Source organism: Persicobacter diffluens (assembly GCF_036244895.1).
Taxonomy (GTDB): domain Bacteria; phylum Bacteroidota; class Bacteroidia; order Cytophagales; family Cyclobacteriaceae; genus Persicobacter; species Persicobacter diffluens.
In genome coordinates this window covers 31,707-55,670 of record NZ_BQKE01000008.1, presented here as the reverse complement: position 1 = coordinate 55,670, position 23,964 = coordinate 31,707, and the positions used below count along the sequence as shown (strand labels likewise).

General features: G+C 38.2%; 20 protein-coding genes. 12 read left to right on the top strand and 8 right to left on the bottom strand.

Annotation, left to right across the window (positions count from 1 at the left end; translation table 11 throughout):
• The 5 genes from AAA970_RS26695 to AAA970_RS26675 all read right to left on the bottom strand — a co-directional run.
• Nucleotides 1–868, bottom strand: an 868-nt coding sequence (locus AAA970_RS26695) for a hypothetical protein (RefSeq protein WP_338239997.1), incomplete at its 3' end; no start/stop codon positions are given.
• A 65-nt stretch (nucleotides 869–933) separates the two neighbouring features.
• Nucleotides 934–1,548 carry a hypothetical protein gene (locus AAA970_RS26690; protein ID WP_338239995.1) on the bottom strand — a complete coding sequence of 205 codons (615 nt, stop codon included), beginning with the start codon at nucleotides 1,546–1,548 and terminating at the stop codon, nucleotides 934–936.
• Nucleotides 1,549–1,942: 394 nt separating this feature from the next.
• Nucleotides 1,943–2,752 (bottom strand): ParB N-terminal domain-containing protein, encoded by an 810-nt coding sequence (locus AAA970_RS26685; RefSeq protein WP_338239993.1) that lies wholly within the window; start codon nucleotides 2,750–2,752, stop codon nucleotides 1,943–1,945.
• Between the two features lie 273 nt (nucleotides 2,753–3,025).
• Nucleotides 3,026–6,361, bottom strand: coding sequence for a DNA primase (locus AAA970_RS26680; RefSeq protein ID WP_338239991.1), 3,336 nt, complete (start codon nucleotides 6,359–6,361; stop codon nucleotides 3,026–3,028).
• Between the two features lie 30 nt (nucleotides 6,362–6,391).
• Nucleotides 6,392–6,610, bottom strand: coding sequence for a hypothetical protein (locus AAA970_RS26675; protein ID WP_338239989.1), 219 nt, complete (start codon nucleotides 6,608–6,610; stop codon nucleotides 6,392–6,394).
• 1,080 nt (nucleotides 6,611–7,690) lie between these two features.
• Between AAA970_RS26675 and AAA970_RS26670 the strand changes: the two genes are divergently transcribed.
• Both AAA970_RS26670 and AAA970_RS26665 read left to right on the top strand, forming a co-directional pair.
• Complete coding sequence (locus AAA970_RS26670) at nucleotides 7,691–8,050, top strand: hypothetical protein (RefSeq protein ID WP_338239988.1); 360 nt, start codon at nucleotides 7,691–7,693, stop codon at nucleotides 8,048–8,050.
• Nucleotides 8,051–8,080: 30 nt separating this feature from the next.
• Complete coding sequence (locus AAA970_RS26665; RefSeq protein ID WP_338239986.1) at nucleotides 8,081–8,467, top strand: hypothetical protein; 387 nt, start codon at nucleotides 8,081–8,083, stop codon at nucleotides 8,465–8,467.
• Here AAA970_RS26665 and AAA970_RS26660 read toward each other — a convergent pair.
• Nucleotides 8,456–9,778: an ATP-binding protein gene (locus tag AAA970_RS26660; RefSeq protein ID WP_338239985.1), complete on the bottom strand. Its 1,323-nt coding sequence runs from the start codon at nucleotides 9,776–9,778 to the stop codon at nucleotides 8,456–8,458. The two genes, AAA970_RS26665 and AAA970_RS26660, sit on opposite strands and share 12 nt — an antisense overlap.
• Nucleotides 9,779–9,866: 88 nt before the next feature.
• Between AAA970_RS26660 and AAA970_RS26655 the strand changes: the two genes are divergently transcribed.
• Genes AAA970_RS26655 through AAA970_RS26645 form a run of 3 tightly spaced genes read left to right on the top strand, consistent with a single transcriptional unit; the run spans nucleotide 9,867 to nucleotide 12,130 of the window.
• On the top strand, nucleotides 9,867–10,862 hold the full coding sequence (locus AAA970_RS26655; protein WP_338239984.1) for a hypothetical protein: 996 nt from the start codon (nucleotides 9,867–9,869) through the stop codon (nucleotides 10,860–10,862).
• Nucleotides 10,863–10,874: 12 nt separating this feature from the next.
• Nucleotides 10,875–11,309: a hypothetical protein gene (locus AAA970_RS26650; RefSeq protein WP_338239983.1), complete on the top strand. Its 435-nt coding sequence runs from the start codon at nucleotides 10,875–10,877 to the stop codon at nucleotides 11,307–11,309.
• A gap of 29 nt (nucleotides 11,310–11,338) precedes the next feature.
• Nucleotides 11,339–12,130, top strand: coding sequence for a hypothetical protein (locus tag AAA970_RS26645; RefSeq protein WP_338239982.1), 792 nt, complete (start codon nucleotides 11,339–11,341; stop codon nucleotides 12,128–12,130).
• A 90-nt stretch (nucleotides 12,131–12,220) separates the two neighbouring features.
• Here AAA970_RS26645 and AAA970_RS26640 read toward each other — a convergent pair whose 3' ends face one another.
• Nucleotides 12,221–13,171: a RepB family plasmid replication initiator protein gene (locus AAA970_RS26640; protein WP_060688740.1), complete on the bottom strand. Its 951-nt coding sequence runs from the start codon at nucleotides 13,169–13,171 to the stop codon at nucleotides 12,221–12,223.
• A gap of 1,296 nt (nucleotides 13,172–14,467) precedes the next feature.
• Here AAA970_RS26640 and AAA970_RS26635 point away from each other — a divergent pair.
• A complete protein-coding gene (locus AAA970_RS26635) occupies nucleotides 14,468–15,517 on the top strand; it encodes a gluconate 2-dehydrogenase subunit 3 family protein (RefSeq protein ID WP_338239981.1) in 1,050 nt (349 codons plus the stop codon).
• Between the two features lie 12 nt (nucleotides 15,518–15,529).
• On the top strand, nucleotides 15,530–16,981 hold the full coding sequence (locus tag AAA970_RS26630; protein WP_338239980.1) for a GMC family oxidoreductase N-terminal domain-containing protein: 1,452 nt from the start codon (nucleotides 15,530–15,532) through the stop codon (nucleotides 16,979–16,981).
• A gap of 196 nt (nucleotides 16,982–17,177) precedes the next feature.
• Here AAA970_RS26630 and AAA970_RS26625 read toward each other — a convergent pair whose 3' ends face one another.
• Complete coding sequence (locus AAA970_RS26625) at nucleotides 17,178–18,473, bottom strand: IS1380 family transposase (RefSeq protein ID WP_053403863.1); 1,296 nt, start codon at nucleotides 18,471–18,473, stop codon at nucleotides 17,178–17,180.
• Between the two features lie 110 nt (nucleotides 18,474–18,583).
• Here AAA970_RS26625 and AAA970_RS26620 point away from each other — a divergent pair, with 110 nt between their 5' ends.
• The 5 genes from AAA970_RS26620 (at nucleotide 18,584) to AAA970_RS26600 (ending at nucleotide 23,962) form a co-directional block, all read left to right on the top strand.
• On the top strand, nucleotides 18,584–18,985 hold the full coding sequence (locus tag AAA970_RS26620) for a GMC oxidoreductase (protein WP_338240001.1): 402 nt from the start codon (nucleotides 18,584–18,586) through the stop codon (nucleotides 18,983–18,985).
• A gap of 3 nt (nucleotides 18,986–18,988) precedes the next feature.
• Nucleotides 18,989–20,158 carry a cupin domain-containing protein gene (locus tag AAA970_RS26615; protein ID WP_338239979.1) on the top strand — a complete coding sequence of 390 codons (1,170 nt, stop codon included), beginning with the start codon at nucleotides 18,989–18,991 and terminating at the stop codon, nucleotides 20,156–20,158.
• A gap of 29 nt (nucleotides 20,159–20,187) precedes the next feature.
• Nucleotides 20,188–21,483 (top strand): cupin domain-containing protein, encoded by a 1,296-nt coding sequence (locus AAA970_RS26610; RefSeq protein WP_338239977.1) that lies wholly within the window; start codon nucleotides 20,188–20,190, stop codon nucleotides 21,481–21,483.
• A 55-nt stretch (nucleotides 21,484–21,538) separates the two neighbouring features.
• Nucleotides 21,539–23,362: an alpha-amylase family glycosyl hydrolase gene (locus tag AAA970_RS26605; protein WP_338239976.1), complete on the top strand. Its 1,824-nt coding sequence runs from the start codon at nucleotides 21,539–21,541 to the stop codon at nucleotides 23,360–23,362.
• Between the two features lie 129 nt (nucleotides 23,363–23,491).
• Nucleotides 23,492–23,962, top strand: a complete 471-nt coding sequence (locus tag AAA970_RS26600; RefSeq protein WP_338239975.1) for a hypothetical protein — start codon at nucleotides 23,492–23,494, stop codon at nucleotides 23,960–23,962.
• Nucleotides 23,963–23,964: the final 2 nt, after the last annotated feature.

Sequence of the window (23,964 nt, the reverse complement as noted above, 5' to 3'; positions counted from 1 at the left end):
GGTCTAAGCGCTTTTGAAGAGCCAATAATTGATCAAAAAACGTTTTATTAATAGACTTAATCTGCTCAGGTTGACTTGAATAAAAAAGAAACCGATCATTCACATTATTAGGAGCTGAGTACACTTTTGCCCCTGGCGTATTTTTTAGCAATTGGTCATGCCAATAACTTTTATCTGTCTGTGGTATCGCAAAAAGATCAAAAAGCTCCCAATCCTTCGATTTCGCCATAAATAAACTTCCATTAAAAATGGTGATATCTTTCTTTCCAAATTTGTTGTTCTTCTTTTTTCTCGCTTTCTTTTCTTCCTTAGTTTCGGGAGTAATATCATCATCATAATACCCCGGATTAAAAGAACTATCTAAGCCGTCTAGAACACCAGCTCCAATACCTTGCCCAATATCTGATAAAATGGCTCCTAATGAAGCTTTTTCTACCACAACTTTATTAACCAAAAATCCGCTGAAAGAAACAGAAGAAGAGTCCGATAAATGAAAATTAGACAAGCTTTGAACCCCTCTTAACTCCGGAAAGGGAAAAAGACCGGAAGCTTGTAGTACTTTTTCATCAAGATCTATCTGATCATTAAACTTTAATTTGGGGAAACTAGAATGATATTCACCCAATACAGCTGAAATGGATAACTTCGTAATTTTGGCCTTGACGTTCTCATAGAAATAATAAGAAATTAAAAAGACAACGGCAGCCCCTATCGCGGGTGGAATCAAAAATGGAAAAACTGAAAGGAGCACTAAACTAATGCATGAAATAATCATCGACAGTACATATACCGGTTTTAAAAGCAAGTTTGATAACCTTTGAAGTGCTTTTATTAGAAGAATCTTCTTGTTGATTTTGGAAGTATTCACAATTAAACTATTACTTATTAAATATTGAATCCCCTTTGAATGGGGGTTAAAAAACAATTAATGTACTACTGACCTTCGACTACCTCAAAACTCATTTTCCTGAAAATATTAGTAGCCAGAAACTGCCCAAAAGAGAAAAACGCCTCGTCCAGCTCTTTTAGATCAAAGTCGGCGTGTTCGAGATCGAGCGAACCAATAAATTCCAGATAGGTATTAAAATAAAAATCCTCCTTGTTCCTGTCACTCATGGTCGCTGCTGAAATGTTTCCATAAGGTAGCCCATGAATGAAATTATAGGCCCGGTTGATATGCTGATCGTAGATGGGGAATTTCTTCGGCTTGATGATATGCAAAAGAAAGATTTTCCAAACCGCAGACACATTTCCAAATTGCGATTGGAATTCGTCCAAATCAATGGAATCCTTTGACTTGAATTCATTGATCACCTCAAGCTGGGAAATGATTTTTTCTTGCAGGGACTTTAGTTTAAGACCACTCAATCTCATTCCATTCTTCCAAACATAGAGCTGGAGCAGATCATCAGCATCAAAAGAGCTCTTGTCTATCCGATCTTTATACAGCCTTTCGAGATCCGGCGGATAATTATAAAACTTGGACCAGAAATGAATAAATTCTTTCAGTTCTACTGACTCGGTGGTTAAGATGGGTAGATTCATCATACTAGCTTTACTCCTTTCCTAAATGCTCGATTTCGAAGGACCAGATATAACATCATGGCTAAGGCCGGAAATACAAACATGAAAATCATCCAAACATACTTTAAAGCAATCCGGCTTCTTACTATTTCGCTAAAAATGATTGTCCAGGCGGTGAACATAATTGCTATTCCTATGTACAAGGGAAATTTAGCAAATTCTAAATGTTCTATTTTCGCCAGGGCTCCGATTAAGGTAAGCAATACAGAGCCAAAAGTTAACCACCATACCGTTTTATCGGTTATTCGAAATTCAGATCGTTCCATTACTATTGCGGGGTTAAATCTATATATGGCCGCAAAGTGCTTAAAAATAATGAAAAATCACAATAAAATACGCATCACCCAATCTCATTCCCCTATAGCTCATTAATCATCTTCAGCAAATGTGCTTTCTGCCTGACGTTTAGCTTCTGGTCCTTCATTAAAGCATGGAGATATTTTACGACATGTTTAATTCGCTTATCAAATTCCGTTACAGGAGCTTTCTTTTCCCCGGGCTCGTCACCTTTAAATATTTCCTCTGCAGAAATTTTGTCGTCTGCCAGGTCGAGGATTTTCCTATCTGCTACCTTAATCCTTCCGGTTAATATCTTGAGTTTGGTGGCTTCTTCCAGCTTATCCAGGCCTTCCTGGTATTTGGCGTCACTCAAAATCGTTCTTCGGGAAACCCCGGTTGTTTTGGCGATTTCAGCCGCTGTATCGCGGTTTTCACCGAAGTGCAAATTTTGCACTTCGGTATACTGCTTCAGGTTCTCGTCTCTATTCCGCTTGCTTTTATTGAAGAGCATCCCGCGATAATACTTGCTCGCCTTCGGATTCAGGTTTCTTCTGGCCATCTGGTTTTGGATCATCCAGTGAGTTACCTCGCCCTCAGAAGCAAACGCTTTGGTGATATAAGGGAAATCCATTAATCCCAACTCCTGAATTACGGCAAATCGATTGTGTCCATCAATGAGCACGTATTCTCCGCCATTTTTCCAGAGCACCAGCGAATCCCGAACGCCTTCCTCCTGAATGGAAGCCCTGAGCTGTGCGCGTTCTTCCTCTGAAAGTGGGATAATAAATAACTTCAGCTGAGGCCTGATCACCAATTCTCTTTCCCCGATGATCCATCTGCCGGTCTGCCCGGGCGCTACTTCATCACCCTTGTGGAATGATGCGCTCAATTTTTTCCTTTTAGACATGCTCTTTCTGGTTCATGAATGAAATAACTATTGCCATTAGCCTGGCTATGATCAAGTGGTTATATTTTTTTATGCCCATGCTCAGACAATACATCAAATTGGGCTGCCAATACGCCAATCGTATAGGCCAATGCTCAGTCAATTCTCAGCCAAGGCTTCTCATAACATGGCTTATTATACTAATAATGAAGTTTTTATTGTTTTTATACTCTATTTTGAGAATTGGTATTGGACACCACCTCACGTATGGACTTTTTAGTTTTGTTCGAAACTTTTCCGGGCGACCACTTCTCCTAAAGCTTTAATCGGCGGGGACCTGTCGGGATCATAAAAGAAGATTCCAAAATGCTCCTCTATATAGTTCAATGAAAACACATAGCCGCTGGTACGAGAGGGGAGATAGGAGAAAGACAGGTTCTTTTGCTGCCCTAAAAAGCAAGGATGAGACTTAATCCTGGCCACAAGATCAGGAAAGGATAACGGACTGCCCCCGGCCTGCACATTTCCCCGTTTATAGGAGGCATGGCAATCCTTCACCCTAATTTTCAGCTTCCTGATTTCCCCATCATAGCTGAAATCATAATGCTTGCCAAATTCTATATCTCGACTTTGAGCGATCATTCTAAGGAAATCCTCTACCTTATCTACCTGCGTCTTTACATCCTTATTTGATTTTATTAACTGAATCATTTCCTCCAAAATATTTTCTTGAGAAAACTCCGTTTTGATTTCCTCAAATACATCCATCAAAATCATCAGAGGAGCGAGTAATTGAATAATCTGGAGTAGTTCCCGATCGGTAGCATTTTGTCCTTGTTCATGCAAAATCTTCAGCACCACTTTTCTCAACCGATCAGATTCACCGGCATAACGCCGCGCCATTTCCTTATAAGCAGAAGAGATCCGGGCGGTAATGCCGGTGAGGGTTTCAGAAGCTTCTGCCTCCAACAATTTTTGGAAAGATTCCCAGTCTGCGCTCTTATCGCTCTCCAGAACAGTTAAAATCAGGCAACGGCTAAATAAGGCTTCTGAGTTTACGGGAAGGTCATTTCCGGTAATCACCGATGCGCTTCGAATAGAATATTGGGTAGTCTGCCGGTCATTCGTTCCTTTACCCGCCAGGCGCCCCACTCCATCAGCTAGCCCCTTCAGGAACTCGACCATTTCTTTCGTTACCTCCGCGGTATATTCGGAAAGGTAAACCGGAATATTGCTGAGCCCGTCATACTCCCTGGACAAACCCACCGGGGTGCTCCCTCCTTTATTCAAATTGATCCCATCATTACGATGAATTTTCCCAAACATCGCCAGAATGGACCTTGCAGCGGTGGACTTTCCCGTTTCGGCCTTTCCAAAAAGAAAGAGATGAATAAAGAGCTTATCCTTCCGAAAAATAATATCATGAAATATGGAGGAGAAATAATACATGATCAGCACATTCGCATGCCTTCCGTATGCCTTTTTCATTAATACAATCCAGTCCTTCATGCTGAGGGCAGGCACCTGATGATAGCGGTGTCTTTTCGCATTGGTATAACCCACACTTTCCATTTCTGCCATCACCCGATCGGCCATATTTCGCCAAACCAAATGGAAAGAAGTGACCAAATACAACTTATTTTCCTGAATGAGCACCCGCACATGTTCTTCTCCTCCGGCATTTGCAATAAACCTTTCCATCGACCCACGGACTATAATTTTTCCATCTACCAGCATTTGGCTTTCTCCATTCAGCTTGCTTAAATGCGTCAGGCTTTTTACCCGTTCCGGTATGGAAACAATCCCCACCTCATCCACCGTATAAAAAGTCCCCTCCTTGAAAATACCATTTTCAAAAACCCAAAAACCATGAATGGAATTCCAGCCCACTATCGACAGCTGATAAGCATCCCGAACGCCGGAAAATTCCACGCGCATAATCCGCTGAAACATTTCCTCTGAGGATGCGCCTCCCATCCAAAATATATTCTTGAGATTCTTAATGTATTTTTTGAATGTGGCCACAGAGCTATTAAACTCACTATCAAACAGAACGCTCTGACTCGTCCCGTGATCATTCACAAACTTCACACAAACGAGATTCTTATTATCATCCTTTAAAATATAATACAAAGGCTGAATGATGAAATTGGACAGGAGGGCAGGCCCCTGGCGGGAAATGGTCCAATAGCACCCATTTTCAATATAGAATCCATCGTCCTGGAACTTCCGGATGGCCGACTTTTGTAAATTCTTAGTGGCTTCAATGGAAAGCAGTTCATCATTCCGGGTGAGTTTTACATTTTCTTTATAAGCAGGCCAGGCTTTGCAGATCGCCTTATAAAACAAATTGCGTTGTATCGCGTCGGGCAAATGGGCGATACAAGTTCGCATCTCTGTGATTTTTTGAGACACAAATACAGGGTCTTTCCCGTTTTCTTCCACCTCCTGCAATATCCTGTTCAGCAGATATTCATCAATATAGCGCTTGGCCTTTTGACTCCAGTTCATTACAAAGGCATGCGTTTTCCCTTTCAGAAAATCATCCGGATCCTGCCCTTCCTCATTGACTAAAATTCGAGGGATAATGCCCAACTTCAATAACAGATGAGCATTCGCATCAACAGCACTCAAACCTGCCGCATCGGCATCCGGTACAAAAACCACTTCTTTGTATACCCGGCTGATCAATCGGGCCTGGTATTCACTCAAATCCTTTCCCAGCATGGCCACCGTATTGAAAAATCCCAAACTCCAAAAACGAAGCACATCCGTAGGGCCTTCCACTAAAAAACAATAAGCAAATCGCTCCGACTTTCTCGCCTGAAGAATCTCCACCTTGCCTTTTCCGGCAGCCAGTCGGGCGATATTCAGCCCGTACAAAATCCTGGACTTCTCCAACACCTTTTCCGGAGAATTGAAATACTTAGGCGCCCTAGCTTGTTTTCCATAATAGCGACCCGTAAAGCCACGCAAAACCCCCAGGTGATCGAAAAGGGGAATCATCAGCCGATCCCGGAAAAGATCAAAAAAGGACTTATCCTTTCGCTTACTGACCAAACCTGCCATCTGCAAAGCTTCCATTTCGCCTTTTAACTGCGTGGCAAGCAGGTTATTTGCCGGAGCAAATGAAATTTCCGCCAGTGTAAGTACCTCTTGCTTATACCCACGTTCCAAAAAAGCTTTGGGAATAGCGTGGTGACTATAAAGTTCAATCGCCTTACGATTCATGGCATCAATTTGCTGGACTTTGTCCCGACGGGCTTTTTGTTGCAGGACCTGCTCATCCGTTAACTGTTCATACTCCGGCTCTATTCCTACCAATTGCCCCAGTTCCTTCATGGCCTCATAAAAAGAAAGTCGTTTGTAAACCATAAGAAAACCGATGGGATCAAGCGCACCCTGGCCACCAGTATCGCAGGCGAAACACTTAGCGATATTCTTTGAAGGGCTCACTGAAAAAGAAGGGTGCTTATCTTCATGAAAAGGACATTGCCCTAAATAATTATTCCCCTTCTTTTTTAAAGGCAGATATTGGGAAACTACATCATGAATATTAACAGCATCACGAATTTTATCAATACAAACTCGGGAAAGGGTTCGGTTAAGCATAGGAAGTGGGGGTATTCTTTGGGTAAAAAATCAATCAACGGCGGGCTGGAACTCAAAAATGACCTCCGGATGAACCTTCAGCCAGTCAGAAATCAACTTCACCTCAGAATAGGTGATGTCTACTGCCGTATTATTAATGATCCTGGTCCATCGGGTTTTGGTCATGCCCAATTGGCGCAACACCTGGTGAGTTGGTTTGGGCTCAAGTCCGAGTTCAGCCTGAATATATTCCGCTATCTTTACTCTCATAAGTTTTTGTTGAATAAGTATTTAACTAAACAATAACAAGTAAAAAAAGATTTAGAGTTTTTGAGGAAAAAGGCGGGGTTTTAGGCAAAAAACCCGATTTTTCTATCTTGAAAAAATTTAAAAAAGACAATTTTTAAATTTAAACCGGCCAGGCTAAAGGAGTATTAAAGAATAAGCCAATGCACTGTTCCTCAATACTCATTTTTTAAAAATTGTACTTTTAAACCTCCATTAAAAGCTCTATGAGCCACTATCCCTTCCAAAAGTCCAAAAAAAGTGAGCATGGGCTGAGTATTCATAAGAAAAATGATAATTACCGCAAAAATCCTATTCATATAAGTCAATTAGGGCGATTTATACCGTATACGCTGCAGTTCATGTAATAAAAAGATTAAATTTTATATTAATAAATTAATATTTTTCACAAAAAGTGATATCACTTTCCTTTTATACGAGCTGAATACGACTAGTAAAAAGGAGTAATAGGTGAGCATTGACGCGTTTTTATCCCCATTTCGGATGATATCGAATTTCAACTAACGACCCAAATACCCGAAATAAAGGGGAAACCAAACAATTTATGCAAAACCCGCTTTTGCCATCACGTCAATACGATATTAAAATAGGTCAATTTATGACTTAATGATCACTATTAATATACATCAGCTAAAAACGCAATTACTCCCTATAAATCAATGACCTTCGTGATTTTATGATATAAAAATAGTAATCATTAATATCGGAAAATCATTAACCACTGAAATCTGTATCTGCGCAGCCTTGGTTTCCTAGAAAAACAACCTTCAGAAGCAAAAAATTACATCATAAAATAATATAGATAATTATCACATATGAATTAATCATGATGACATAAAACCTCTAAAATCATTATTTAATGTGTTTTTAATCTAGATTTACATGATATCACTTTTAGCGAATTGTGTTATACATCATGCGGAAAACACTTCCTGTATCTCTGTCAGTTACAGGGCATAATCAAATTTTTTATTCTGTTACAGTTCCCTACATTGTTAGCTATCCGAATTTGAATGTATAACTTCCAAATATTGAGGTTAAGCCATGACTACAACTGAAAAAAAGCAGACCGCCATCCGACTAAGTGGCGACCTTATCTCACAAATAGACCAATTAGCATTTGAAAGAGGTCTGAGCCGAAATAAACTGATCGAAGAGATCATGACTTCGGAAGTGAATTATTCCAGAGAAAGCCTATTGCAAATCCTAAATGAAAGCCAGGAGCTATTACAAAAATTCATAAACGACCTCAATAAAGATGCGGATGATGGCGTTGAAATTCAGCAAAGCACAAAATTAAAGATGGCCGAATTCCGGCAGTTCGTAAAGTCTAATAAGTTAACCAATGGGACAGAGGCCCAGCTATATCAATTCATCATATTCCTACTGACCAACTCCCTTTAAAAATTCATTTTTAACCAAACCAGATAGAAAATGGCTAAGAATGTTAATTCCCTGCAGTTTCCCTTTATGCGGATTCTCCCCAAACAGAAAGATCTCTACCAGGTCAGAATTGAGTTACTGGCCCCTTATTTTCATCGGGTTGGTCTCTCACTCCGTGCCACACAACAATGTCTGCTGGGACAAAAGTCGCAATGGTTTGACCAAAAGCGCCATCTGGGCGACCTATTCTTCAGGGCTTATCAGCACAACCGCAGCCAGGTGCTTCTCATCATCTCCGAGCTCCGAAAGATTCAACAGCTGGCCGTCCGGGAAGAAGCTTATGAAGTCGCCCACAACATCCATGTTTTTATTCGGGATATTACCCAGTACATCTATATCTGTGAGTGCTATTTGCAGGATGGGGGGTTACTTTACTGATTTGCCACTCTTTCTAAACTCGCGCACTATCGCAAACTTTAGATCTTTATATCGAATTTTGGAAGTTTGCCTGTTCATAGATTTGAGGATGCAATACCGCGTGATGTTACTGATGATACCTCCGGTTACTTCATAACTTCGGGCAATATCCCATAAATCTATCTCATCATCATATTCATACCCTTTTGGAAAAGCTTTTTCCCACAGTTGATAACGCATTTCCTCATCAGGAGCAGGAAAGGTAATAGTAGCCTGGAACCTTCGATTAAAAGCCGCATCAATATTACTCTTGAGATTAGTGGCCAAAATAATCATACCTGGATAGTCTTCTATTCGCTGCAATAAATAGGCAACTTCCTGATTAGCATATTTATCATTAGAGCTATTGGTTTGGGTACGTTTACCAAAAATGGAATCCGCCTCATCAAAGAATAAAATCCAGTTTTTATTCTCTGCGATGTCAAATAAATTCTTGAGGTTTTTCTCTGTTTCACCAACCCATTTGGAGACCACCATACTCAGGTCCACTCGATACACAGGAATATTAAAATGCTTTCCTATCAGGGACGCCGTTAAGGTTTTACCTGTGCCAGAAGGGCCATAAAACAACACCCGATAACCGGGTTTAATTTTCCGGAAGATTTCCTGATCCTCTTCCAAAGCTTCGCGATGCTCCATCCAAAGTTTGAGCTCCTCCAGACCATCCAATGTCTCATAGGGTAGCACTAAGTCTTCCCAATTCAACTGGGTGGAAATAGGTGTGGCAGGAAAGTTAGAACTATAAGTCGGTTGATATGGCTCCCTTCTTAAAACGGACAATAATTCTTCCCCCGGATATAACTGTTGACTGCTATCCGATAGTTCCGGAAGATTCCCTGTTGTTCTTATCAAATTACTTTTTAAAAGTGGAGATCCTGGCCGAAGAACTTCCATGGCTTCAACCCGGCCAGCTATTCTTTTCCCATTAACTAAATAAAGTATTGTTTCAATCGTAGGATAATATACCTGTGTCTCTTGATGAACTTTTCCTCCTAATCCACCAAAATTATTGCTATCCGTATTCTTAAGGAATTTAAACCTGGAATAGGTTTCCTGATAGAGATGAGGGGCTGCTACAGCAATTAAAATCATCCATTCAATCGGCTTTAAATCAATAGATAATGATGACTTCAATTCTGAAGAATCCTGAATTTTTTCGATTTGCTCACTTGTCCATCCGGTAAACTTATGATAAGCCTGCAGGGAGTTTTCCTCACCAATAAAAATATTCTCTATAGCTTCAATTAGTACTAAAATATTCTTGCTTATCATTCCTATAATATCGTTTTTTATATTTAAATGCTAAAATATACCTTTAGGGTGTATTTTTTAACGTTTTTGAATTATAATTCCTATCCATATGTCACAAAATGCTACCCTAGACTACGCCCAGGCCGGATCAGCCTATGCTCCGCCAACACAAGAGCACCAAGCTCCTAAAGTGGAAGAATACTTGGCTCCTGATTTAGAGGTGATGGCTGAAAATACGCAAAGCAACTCATCTACAACCGAACAGGAATATTCGAGCGAAAATATCTCTGATTTAATAAATGATATTTCCTTTCGTCTAAATATGGCCCACTCCAATTTTGGTGATGCTTGCCAGAATGTTAAACATGCAGTCCATAAGGCTGCTGAAGCACAAAAAGAATTTACCTGTATGTTAATTGATATTGCATTGGGTTATTTAATTCCATCGGCAGGTAAAGCTTTCGCTAATTTAGCGAATAATATTCCGACAAACTCACCCATGTACGTTTACAGAGGCGCAATAAGTATGTTAGATGCTGATCGAAATATGCAAAACCTTACTTCAATTTCTAAAGTTGGTATCTCCGCATTTAAATCTAAATTTGAATCCTACCTGGTGGGCACAGAAACTGACACGTTTATTAATTCAGTCAAAATTGCTTCAGATATTGCATTTGACAATGTAAATCAAGGAATTAATCGGTCTACTCCTGTCGATAAACTATTAAGCTTCTACTACATGTTTGCTCCTGAATATACACATACACATATTTATGAGTCAATCATTTCTGATTTAGTCAGCAAATTTCAAAACGATGTTGAGTTGATTAATACTCAACCCCTTTATGCTGAAATTTCCTCCAGCCTTTCTTCGTTTTATAAGGTAGCATATATTGGAGAGGGTTCAGATAAAAAACTTGCTATCGTTGAAAAAACCACAAATTATAACTTAGCTCCTGTTGACAGAATATTCAATACATCTTATTCTCAAGGATATATCTTCCACCACTGGATCTCCCCTGAAATGGAAGAATTGGCAGTTCAAAAAGCCGGGGGATTCTCAAATATTATTTCTTTGGACTCCTCTGATATCTCCATCCCTTAAAAAACTACCAAATTGAAAAACATAGTAACCTTCCTGATATTCTTTATACTAATTGGCTGTAACCAAAGGCAAAATATATCTTGCGATGCTCATGAAGTGGTCATTAAATTTCATTCAGATTGGGGAAAATTCCTATCTGGAGTGATCGACAAAAATCAGGAGATCGATGCATTTCAAATTCGATCTGCCTATCTTCAAAAAACCATCCCCTCTATCGCCAGCTACCGACTAACATTATCTTTATCAAACCATCTACCAAAAGAAAAAAGAGAGATGCTTTTACAGGATTTAAGTGTGGCTTTTGATAAACGAGCCTATTGCGAAGGAATGATTTCTAGTGATTCAAGACTAACATTAGATAATATTCGACAGTGGAAAGATATTGAAAATGAGATTGTTTCCATCTATCGAAGATATGACCTTACTGTATCCAATGAGCCTCAGTAGACCATCGAACCTATTACTTTCCTATAATATTGAATACAGTTAAATTAATCTTCGGTCTCTTCCTATTTTTCTGTTTTGGGTGCGTAGAAAAAAAAACCAAACCGAACGTTTACCACATCGTATTTGAACATCAAAAACAATGGGTAAACCTTTTAGAAACAATTGCAGATAAGTCTGCAATTGTTACTCCGGAAAACTTAAGAGCATCTCGTAACTACCTATTAACATCCCCTCTCATCACTCAGGAGATGTATTTGGAACATTCCCCCATTAAGGAAAAACTAAAACAAACTGGGGGACTTAACGCGCTGTCCAAAGCTTTTTCAGAAAGGGAAAAAACTTATGACTTCATTTTCAGCCAATGTGAATTGGATGATGTTCCTCGGGAATCTCTTTCAAAACTACTTTCCCTGGAGAAAGAGATTCTACCCTATTATGAAGAATCCCTTAACTATAACAATACGAAAACCAATGCATTTCCAATCTATCAGTATGTTTATGATTTTCAATACAAATGGATAAATGAGCTGCAGCGCATGCTTCAATCAAATAGCCCCATCCAGCCCAAGGATATAATAACAGCAACTGATCTTTTTCAAAATTCCCCTTCATTCAGCCAGGAATTTTATCTGAATTTGGCTGATTCTATTTATGCGCAAGAACTGACCAGTCTTTTGGTAAAAAAAGATGCTTATTATTCAACCATTTACCAAAAATGCTCCGGAAATATCAATTCTGAAAATCAATTGGAAGAGCTCCTGGTCATTGAAACCGAAATTCTAAAATATTATGAGAGAAAGCTTGAGAATAATGACCTCTAAGTCGGGTCTATAGGAATATATTGAAAAATTGGGTGAATCTAGTATTTATGAGGATGGAGTTGACACTTAATGAAAGCTTCCTCCTTTCGATCACCCCGTCACCTGATGCCAAACTGAATCCACAAAGGCACTTACCTGCCCGGCATCATTCCGGTCCAAATCAATCTCATCCTCGGCCACCAGAATCAATTCAAAAAGTTTATTCTTCTGGCGGTTGGTCAGCTCCCCATTCATTCTACGATAAACATCTTCCTCGAACATCAGGCCGCCATGATCAAACACCTTTTTGTTCTCCGTAGGAAATTCCAGCTTCGCCTGTACCGGCTGCAGCTCTTCCGTGGAAACCTTTTCCCGGCTAATGCTCCATTTCAGGGATAACACCTTACGTCCTCTGCGAATCTCCTCATAAGCTACCCGGAGGTCCGTCTTCTCATTGATCTCCCGAACGGCAAGATCCAGCACCTTATCACGAAAAAGATTGTACTTGGCATACTGGTTCGGCTCCAGCCCTAAGAGCTCCTTAAAATCCGCTATGGGGATCTGTGGGTACTTCTTATACGCCTTCTGGAAGTTCACCAAGGAGGAAACATAGTCAAAAATCCTTTTAGTGTGCTTTCCTCGCAACAAAATTCCATGCCGAAGGTTCAGGCTCGTGAACTGGGTATAATTGTCCCAGAGGGGCTTTAAAACGTCATTTAGCTTAACTTCTATGGTTCCTTCTTCCTCCAGATAAGAAATTTCCTTAAACAAGGGAAAGGCGCTGATCTTCTTTCCGGGGATCTCCACATGAATCATCGGCGTGTGCTTGTCTTTCACTTTTCCTTGCATCTCCGCCGCTAACACCTTGAATTGGGAGTAGTTAAACTTCTTTCCCGTAAATTGAGAGAAGCTGTTCAGATTTATGAAGTAAGAAGCATTCACATCATTTTCCTGCTTATAGACCGATAGTACCATATAAAGCAGGTTTTTCGCCGCTTCCGAAATTTGGTACTTCGCATTCTGCGTAAAATTATTGTGAACCTTGACTAACTCTTTCTCCATAGGCTGAAATATAGAAAACAATATTGAGATATAAAACGTACCCATCAAAATATTTTCCGTACCTTCCTGCGTACAAGGTGTTCCTTTTGAGATATAAGACGTACCCTTGACGTATAAGACGTACCCATGGGATATAAGACGTACCCTTTCCACGTATAAGGCGTACCCATAAGGGATATAAGACGTACCCATCTGACGTATAAGACGTACCCTAACCGCGTATAAGACGTACCCATAAACGCTTATAAAGCCTTAAATCATAGGGTTTTATGAGAGGTAAAAGTTTAAAAGAATAAAAAGAATTAAAAATAAGAAAAGAGGAGGGGGGCTAATTTTTGATTTTATCACTTTTTAGTGATGTGAAAAATTGAAATATTTATATTTTTCCGTGAAATCAGGTCTTTTTAAAAGGTACGTCTTATACGTCAACGTGGGAATGGAGTGGATTTGGAAAGAGGTTATAGGTACGTCTTATACGTGAGGGTGGGAAAGGCATAAAGTGGATCAGCCAAATTGTTTTCATTAATTTAAGTGAAAATATGACGGATTCTATTTAACCTTCTTGAATCCGAAAACTATACAATTGAGATAGGAGTCTTCGAAGAATGAAATCCATAAAAACCAAAAGTCAAGCATATTTAAGGGATTTACTCAATATGGGTATTTATAATTGGTTGATACTGCTGGCATTTTGTGTCAGGAAATTTAGATTCATATAAGTGAAAACTTACATGATATGTTTGTTGTAAATGTGGTATATGCCAGATGTTTGCGTATTCGGGTTTAATTTTCAGAGAGGATAGTTTATATTCAAACTTTATCAAAATAAAACTTTAATGCATGGCATATAGTAAAGTACGATCAAAGCAGGGTATACGAATTTGTTAATGGAGGTGAGGTTTCTATCGAAACAAACAATGAATGAAAGCCTTTCAATTAAGCATGATGAGTATTAATTGTAAATCATACTGAAAAGGATATACTTAGAGGCCTTTAATTACCATCCAGTCTTTATAATAGGGTTGTATTGACCACTGCAACACACAGGAACCAGTATTTTCCTCAAACTTCAATTTGAATATTGATTATATATAATAGATAGAAATATTTTGATATCTAGTTTAACAGTATTTTTATAAAAATACTTATACATAATAAGCATTTAATTGGATATTTTAGGTAAAGTCCTTATTTGAATATTTTATCTCGTATCAACTTTATATAAAGGAGGATAAGTCCGATACTCTCCCTCCTACTAGTTGATTTCCGCAGTATCGTTAAAAAAATTATGATATTTTGAAAATAAAAGATATGAAAACGCCACAATGGATTTATAATCGCTGCTCGAAATACCTGGCACGCCATGTATTTAACGACGCTCATATTTATACTGATGGGCAAATTTCTTCTACAGCTACCAACATAACGGAGTCATGGAGATTCCCTATTGTTGAATGTATTTTTGACGATACAAAAGAAAACAAAGGATATGACATTAATGAGGTGACTTTCATCTGGTGTGATTACTCAAAAGCTTCTGATAATTTAATGGTCGAATTATTTGGGACATTTAATAAACTCTACGAACCAATACTATTGCAACGTGTAGAACAATCCATGTACTACGCGGCAACCATAGAAGTACCTAAAGGAGAGGTTCATTACTATAAATTTAGGGTAAATGGTCAAATTTTGTTAGATCCAATAAATCCACAAAGACATATTGATAGTGGGAATGAGGAATGGAGTAGATTTTTTACCGAAAATTGTAATATTCCAATTACCCTTGAAAAATGGGAGAGAGACCTACTTGATCGTATTTGTAATCATATTTTACCTTTTAGAACAGAGGATGGTCAACGTTTTATTAAAAACTATTATCAACTGTTAGATTCAGACGAAAGACGTGCAGTTGCGAAATTGGATGAATCTGTAGGTGCAGTAAATTACATTGATAAAGTTTTAGGCAGGGAAGAAAGTCATTTCTTAGGGAACTATAAAACTTGTCTGGCAATTATTGATCGCATTTTGCGTAATAGGAACTCTTTTGTTGAACCATCTGAACAAGAAGCAGAAGCATTCAAAACATTGTATGATCAAATGATGAACAACAATGTGTCAGATTGGGAATTTCAAAACTACGGAAACCCGCGCCATTTTATTGAACTCCTAAGAAGACACACTTTCACTGGAGCATTTTGTCATCCAAAATATGGCGGTAACATTGGTGCTGCTGGATGGGAATATTTAAGTGAACGATTTAAGGATGAAGAAGGAAACACATTATTCAATTGGAAAGCTGCAATAGAAAAACCGTTAGGAATCGAACAGGAATATCATGCATAATTACTCTTAAATATGGCAATCAAAACTTATGATGCAGTAATCATTGGTAGTGGAGCAGGAGGTGCACCTATCGCTAATGAATTGGTAAAAGCAGGTAAAACTGTTTTAGTTTTAGAAAAAGGACCATTATTTCAACCTCAATATCTTTCAGAATCAGGGGTAAGTGATTTTAGAAGAGACGAGCTTTACGCAACAGGACCTGAAAAAAGAATCACGTTGGATGTTGCTAATAAAGGAGAATCTTACTATTCGAGTCATGTAGAACCCGACTTAAATGATGAACCTCATATATACCGTCATGGTGAGGAAGGAGCTGAAATTGATAAAGCTACATTAGAAGGTTATACAGCCCAGGTAGTAGGTGGTGGGACGCAACTTTACGGGGCTGTTTCGTTACGGTTTTCCGAAGATGACTTTAAACTCAAATCGTATAACGAAAATAGAGGTTATAACTTAGTGGGAGACCCCAATGGGGACGTGGATCGAGAGGTACGAGACTGGCCAATATCTTATGCGGATATGGAACCGTATTATGCAAAGGCAGAAGATAAAATCGGGATTAATGGCACGCACGAAAACCAATCGAAACCATTTACTTCAGGGAGCAAATACCAAAAACCATTAGCACCTAATCCCATTAGTGAATATGCAAAGAAAGGGATGGAGGCCAAAGGTATGGAATGGTATCGCACGCCTTTGGCGGTAATTACAGAGGATCACGCACCGAGCAGTAGAAAAACTGGTAATGTCAAAACAAGTTATGTTAATCGTTACGGTGACCCAATGGGTTACAAATCCAATACGTGGGTATCGCTATTAGCACCGATTAAGGATGAAGATAACTTTGAGATTCGATGTAATTGCACGGTTGTACAATTAAAAAGTAGAAATACGAAAGTTGAAGAAATCGTCTATTTCGATGAAAGTGGTGATGTGAAAACGGTTAAAGGTAAAGTGGTAGTTGTAGCTTGTTCTGCGATTGAAAGTACACGTTTATTGATGCTTTCAGCAGATATGGATCAAAGTGGTTTCGGAAAACTGGTTACACAAAACGGCACGAATGATCTATTGGGAAAATACTTTTTAACACACTGCTTTGGAGGCGCTGAAGGTATTGTTCCTGGTCGATTTGATAAATCTATTTCATTAGATAGTGATTATGCGAGCGATTTTGCAGCTACTCGCGATTTTATGAAAAAGAATGGTTTATGGGCAGGTGCGGCAATTTATAATAACACCTCGGACCAGGCTTTACCTATTTCATTAGCAAGATCACATGCAAGTCAAGATATAGACACTATCTGGAAAGGTTTTGATAAAAACTGGCCTGAATCCAATATGAAACCAGGGGTTGGAGATCAGATGTCAAACTGGATTAACGGAAATTTTGGCAATCGACTGTCGGTGAGCTTTATGGCGAATCAAGTTCCTTTAACCCGAATTATTCATACCCTTTATATCTAAAGAGATTTTGGTAGTGTATTTCCTGATATCTTTAACAAATGGAGTGGCACTTAAAATGATGAGGTGTATTATTTATTTATTCGGCTTTCAATAGCGAGATTTTAAGGCCAAAATACCAATTTGATGCTTGAAATAGCAGATTAGAGTGATTTGGACGGACCTCTTCCATGAAATTGGATTGTTTTTGCGAATAAATCTATTGCAGTAGTTCTAAAAATAATTTTTGTTGTGGAAATGCCTTGGAGAAGCTATAATATACTCGTCTAACCGTCGATTTTATCGTCCCACCAATTTTTAATAGGCACAGGCGAATCGTATCCACTTGCCATTTTTTTGCCCATTCATGCTTTGTCTGACTTATTTCTTTTTTTATTAACCTAAAAATTTCATAAGCCATCGACGATAGAATTAATCTGAAAAAGTTCGGCCAAAAAAAATGATTGGACAACCTATCGGCGAAACACATATTTTTCACTTCTTTTATCCTGTTTTCGCTGCTTTCTCCCCGTTTAACATAGAAGCCAAAATATATATCTCGTACACTTGCCTCATCCATATTACTGATTACAAATCGAGTGTTAAGTCCCTTTCCGGTCCATTCGACTTTAGCTATGCAATTTTGTTCTTGTTCCCAGGTTTGAGCCTGATATTGGAAATTAAAAAAGTGCTGATGTTTTTCGGAGCCATCTTCAAAAATATGACGCACAGCGCTTTGTACCTTCTCTGCTTTAGCCTTTAATATTGAATTACTGGCAATACCAATAGTATACTTCAAATTACATTCATTGGCTAATTTATAAAATGGAGCACAGCTAAACCCAGCATCTGCGCGAATGACAATTTCTATCTCGGGATAATGTGATCGTATTTTTTTAACTAACCTTTTTAAGATCGCGACAAACCAACGATTTGAATGACTATTGCCTGGACGTAATACTGGTAGAACTATTTGTCCTGTTTCCCCATCATGGACAAATAATTGATGATACATATGGTGCCCGTAATAGCCATTGAATAAGGCTAATTGCTGGTGCCCATGTGTTTTATCGTCTGTTCCATCAAAATCTAAAATGATTTTTTTCCTCCCTCTGAGTGAGTTAATGTAATGACTGACAAAGCTTTCACATAGCGAATAGATAACTTTTCGATCAACGCTCATCTCAAATCGGGATAGTGTTGGCTGAGAGGCAAGAGAACCATTTAAAATACTGGAAATCACGGGATCATTTTTTAAATAATTCACATCATTACAGTCCTGATATCCTAAGACTAAGCCGAAAATCCTCTGTTTGAACAAATCAACGGCTTTATGATGAATCAAACTTTGATTTCGGCTATCAATGTAAGCCTTACTTATTTCATTTATATAACCGAATTTCTTTTCTATTTTCTCCAATAGAACAACTCCTCCATCAGAAGTCATTTCATCACCATGAAAATCAACGAAAACGGCTTTACTCTTTTGATAAAATACTGTATTTTGATTGCTCATATTTGGGCTATAAATCGATGCTATATTTTTGATTTAACTAATTGTAATATAGTGATTTATAGCTTCTTTTGTGTGTTTTGTATGAATAATTCGGGTTAAAAGAAAATCGTATTGAACTTCATCCTTCAGTGAAGGATAAGTGGGGGCTCCCGGTAGCTTACATCATTAAAAATTGGCATGAGCATGACGTATTTCTCATGGATACGGTATCAAACGTTTGTAAAGATGTGCTTATTCAGGGTGGTGCTATTGTTAATTCAATAGGATCTGGAGGTGTTTATAGTGGTGATACAGCAAGGGCGCGAATTGCAAACCACATTTTAGGAGGTGCTCGATTTGGAGATGACCATGCCGACTCGGTATTAAATCCAGAATGTAGATTGTGGAATGCTGATAATTTATTTGTTACAGATGGATCATTTATGCCGACATCTGGTGGGGCAAATCCCACCTTAACGATTCAAGCTAATTCATTCAGGATTGCAGATATATTACTTCAAAATTACTTATAAACTATGAATCCAATATTTGACGAAATATATACCTCCCCAGAAAATCAGGTTTTCCATACAGTTTTTTTTCCAGATAGAATTTATCATGCCCGCTACCTAAATGCTACAAGAAGCTCGCGTTACAGATACAATACTACAGAAGTTAGAGGTAAAGCCGATGCTATAATTATGAAAGGGCAAGTTTATCTGGACGGTAAATTCCTAAGCAACTTTATTCGTATCGAACATAAAGCTTCTCGCTTATTGGAATTAGTCCGGGAAAACAATCGTTTTTTAGGAGAATCAACCATTGCTTGGGTTAAGTTGCATGTAGAGGGATGGAATCATAATCCTGAAACAAGAGTTAAGCTTCACTATTGCGAGTGGATTAAGGGGTATCAAGTAGAAATCTGGGATACGCTGGAATCCCCTTTTGGTAGTTCCCACGACATCAAAGTCTTGGATTTAATTGGTAAAGACGGTGAGATCACACGTGTAAAAAAATTTACTAATGCGATTAAAGACTTATCGAAAATAAAACGTGCAGAAATTGCGTTTAGGGAAGCCTACACTCAACACCCTACTGGCTGGGGAATCTCAGAAGAAGATGCGGAATGGGATAATTATTTTGGGAATAACAATAAAGGTAGTGAAGGTAATATTCAAGTTCCTAATAACCCAAACCCCAATAGCCATGATGATAATACCATAAGAGTAGATAGTTACCTCTTGGACTTCCAAAGAGCCTTTGTTATGAATGCTAATGAAGTTGATCCAGTCCGTTACGAAAATGGAATGATGGATGATCATAATCCAGAATGCTTTGATGGAAATATTATTGAAATGAAATGGTTATTACAACGGGAATTAGGCGGAAACTTAGTCTTTTTCCATGAAGTAACGATACCTGCTAATGCCATTGAGGGGACTCACCGGCACATTGGTAGTGAGGAATTGTATTACATTACGGAAGGAGAAGGTGTAGCTTATGTAGGTGAAGGAGATGATCCTTCAGCAGATGTAAAATACCCAACAGTGAATACATCTATCTATGGTTTAGAAAAGAAAGATTGTAAAGAAGTACCAGTAAGTAAAGGGTCTGTTATCTACACAAAGAGTGGTGGTATACATGGGATTAGAAACCCCAAAAACAAACCTCTGAAGTTTGTAGCCTTTTTATACCATAGTGCATAAACGTTTTCATCACACAAATTCAAATTAAAATGAGTCATTTAGTTCAATCTGACAATATATATATCAATCCGAACGAAAGTCGAAATTATAATGTAAACAACCCGGTTTGGAAGATTTCTGAAATGGTTGAGAAAGTGACATTTGCTGCTGGTAGAGAGTTTTATCTAGTAGATAGTTTAGATTATCTATTCCCTTATAAACACTTAGAACTATATAATACGAATTATGGGGATGATAAAAATTTAATAGGTCCAATTATTCCATGGGAACAGCAAAATGATAAGAATGATTTCCATAAACAGAACATTCGAAGCATTGTTATGGAGCATTTTTATTTAGTGCGTGGATATATAAGCATTGGTGATGATGCTTTTCCATTTGTCAAGGTATCATACGATGCGGGAATGAAAACACCATTATCTCAAGCTACGAACCATAATATTGGAGGTAGTATACAAATGTGGTGTAAGATTAAAAACTCTGATAGTCAGGGGCTAATTAATTTACCTTATAATTCAGAAAACGATCGTTACGAAGTTGAACTTTGGGGATATGAAGGTAATGATCTTTTAAATTATTTAGAAGAAAAGGGAGCAAAAGCACTTCAGGACGGGACAATCCAAATTAGAACAGATCTAGTACACGGGAGTCCACTAGCTTTTTCTAGAGAGGCAATTTCATTAGAAGGAGAGCCAAGTGATCAAGATGGAAAAGTTTATAACATTAACCCAAATCATACGATGCACCCCATCTTTGCTTTACCAGTTGAGTTAGCTTTCACAAATCATAATGCTTCTGTTTGGGACTCTTTAAACGGGAGCAATTATCGTGTCGAGTTTAACATGCTTTTAAGAGGGTGGAAAAACTATATACAAGGAGGAGTCTCTGCAAACCCGCATGGAGGAGTTGGTTACTTAGAATTTAGAAACCTTTTCTCGAATTATTTTAATCATCAAAGTGTATTAGGAAATGAACTAAAAAGAGATTTAGAATCTTGGAACCTTGATGCTGATGGCACCCCTACAAATACTACTGGGGAAGAAAAGTTTATGGCTGTAGAGTATATGGATTTACATATCCTTAAGCCAAATTGTGTAATCGGTATTCATAGACATAAAGACAATCAAGAAATCTTTATGATGTTAAGAGGTTCTGGCTTAATGGTAACTGGAGATTGGGTTCAACAACCCACTTGGATGAGGGCTTTTGAGGTAAGAAATATGCGAGCAGGTGATTTGGTGTTATGTAAAAATGGAATGTTGCATAGTTTAATGAATTTAACAGACGAGGATATTGAGTTATTCATGTTTGGGGGATACGATTAACCAGAACGGAACTATCGCTCACCCATCATTTAATACAGGTTAATTATTTTAAAATATGATAGCTTCAACAAAACCAGGAATGGGTTCAATTCCGTTCACGGAAAATGGACAAACAGGTGTCACGTTCAGGGTTTGGGCACCATTCGCATCAAATGTGGAAGTGGTTGGTGATTTTACGAATTGGGGTCAAAACCCCATTGAATTAGTAAATGAAGGAGATGGAATTTGGTCCAAAGATATTTTCGAAGCAAAAGTAGGGAGTCAATATAAATACCTTATAACGAATCCGTCACTACCTGATAAAATATGGAAATCAGACCCAAGAGGAAAATTAATACATGACAACACAAATTGGAATACCGAAGTTGTAGAAGATGGTTTTGACTGGGGGAACGACAATTATATTACAGCCCCATGGAATGAATTAGTTGTCTATGAATTACATATAGCATCTTTTCATCGATCTGATAATCAGCCTGGTAATTTTGATTATTTTTTGCAAAAGCTCGATCATATTGTTGAAATGGGCTTTAACGCAATTTTATTACTTCCAATTTTCGGTTTTCCTGGTAAAAATTCCTGGGGCTATAATACAGCATTCCCCTTCGACATCGAAAGTGCTTATGGTGGCCCAAATTTGTTTAAAAATTTAGTTAAGGAGTCACATAAGCGCGGGATCGCTATAATATTAGATCTGGTTTTTAATCATTTTGGACCAGGTGAACTTGACAAAAGTATTCGTCGTTTTGATGGGTGGAAAATGCATGACAATCATGACGGAATTTATTTCTATCATGACTGGAAGAGCAATACGAAATTTGGCTCAAGACCTGATTATGGTAGAGGTCAGGTTCGATCATACATAAGAGACAATGTACTCATGTGGGCAGAGGAATACCGAATAGATGGATTTCGATTTGACTCAACGGTAAATATTAGAAATGCTGATGGAAATGAAGGAGAGTACGGATCAATTGGAGAAGGCTGGAGTTTGTTACAATGGCTGAATGACGAAATTAAAGCACACGCTTCGTGGAAGATCAGCATAGCAGAAGATCTTCAAAATAACGATTGGATAACAAAAACCACGGGAGAAGGTGGAGCAGGTTTTGATTGCCAATGGAACAGTTTCTTTTTTCATGCTATTGATAAAAATATTACTACAAGTAATGATGCCGATCGAAACATGCATGAAGTACGAAATGCACTTACCTACATGCATGGCGGAGACTTGACAAAAAACATGATTTATATAAATAACCATGATGAGTGTGGTGCCATGTTTAACCGAGTGAAGTACCGCTTACCAGAAAGGATTTGGTTTTCGAATGCTGACTCATGGTATGCTAGAAAAAGGAGCACATTAGCCGCGGGGGTCTTATTCACGGCGCCTGGTATCCCCATGGTATTTCAAGGAGACGAGTTCTATGAATGGGGTTCATGGAGAGATAATAAAGAAATTGATTGGAGTAAAAAGCAAACATTTAAAGGAATTGTCGATCTACATAAGGATCTGATAAAACTGAGAAGGAATTTGCATGGAGTTACCAAAGGACTCCAAGGCAATAACATCAATGTTTATCATTTGAACAATACCAACAAGGTAATTGCTTACCATCGTTGGTACAGGGGAGGTCTTGGTGACGATGTAGTAATCGTCGCAAATTTCGGTATAGAATCATACGAAAATTATACCATAGGATTTCCACAAGCCGGTTTATGGAAGGTAAGATTCAATAGTGACTGGAATGGATATAGTTCCGATTTTGGAAATCATTCGACTCATCACACAGAAGCAAATTTTGATGGAAGAGACAATATGCCGTTTAGTGGTAGAGTGGGTATTGGTCCATATTCGATAGTAGTTTTGTCGCAATAAAAAAGTGATTAGTTCAGTCAGCTAGGTAAATCCCCCCTCAGATCCCTCATAGAAAAGTACATGATCCTTTCATTTTATACAATGGATATTATAATGAATTTTACTTAAACGTTAGGAAAATTTTAAATTATGAGAGAACAAACGAATTGGGAGAAATATATACCATGGTTTTTAACTATTGCTAGCAGTTTAGTTTTAATAGCAATTGGTTTGTTTTTAATTATTAACATCAATTGGTTTAAAGATGGGGTATTCGAAAATGAAGCAGACCTGAACCTAGAATATAAAGTATATGCTTATCAAATGCATCTTAGCATGATAAAACGTTCAGTGGGGTTATTCTCAGGATTTGCTATAATGTTCTTAGGAACAGGAGTAGCATTTTATACTTTAAAGAAACAAAGCAGTCTGAACTTGGAAGGAATTGGTATCACTGCTAGAATTTTAACTGCATCTCCAGGTATTATAGCCATGGTCTTAGGTACTTTTCTAATCATAAGTACAATAAACAGTAAAGATGACTTTCCAAATTTTGAGGGTTCCCAAAAAGAAACCCAAAAAATAAAGGGGCCACAAAAAGGACCAGGACGGGTAAACTAATT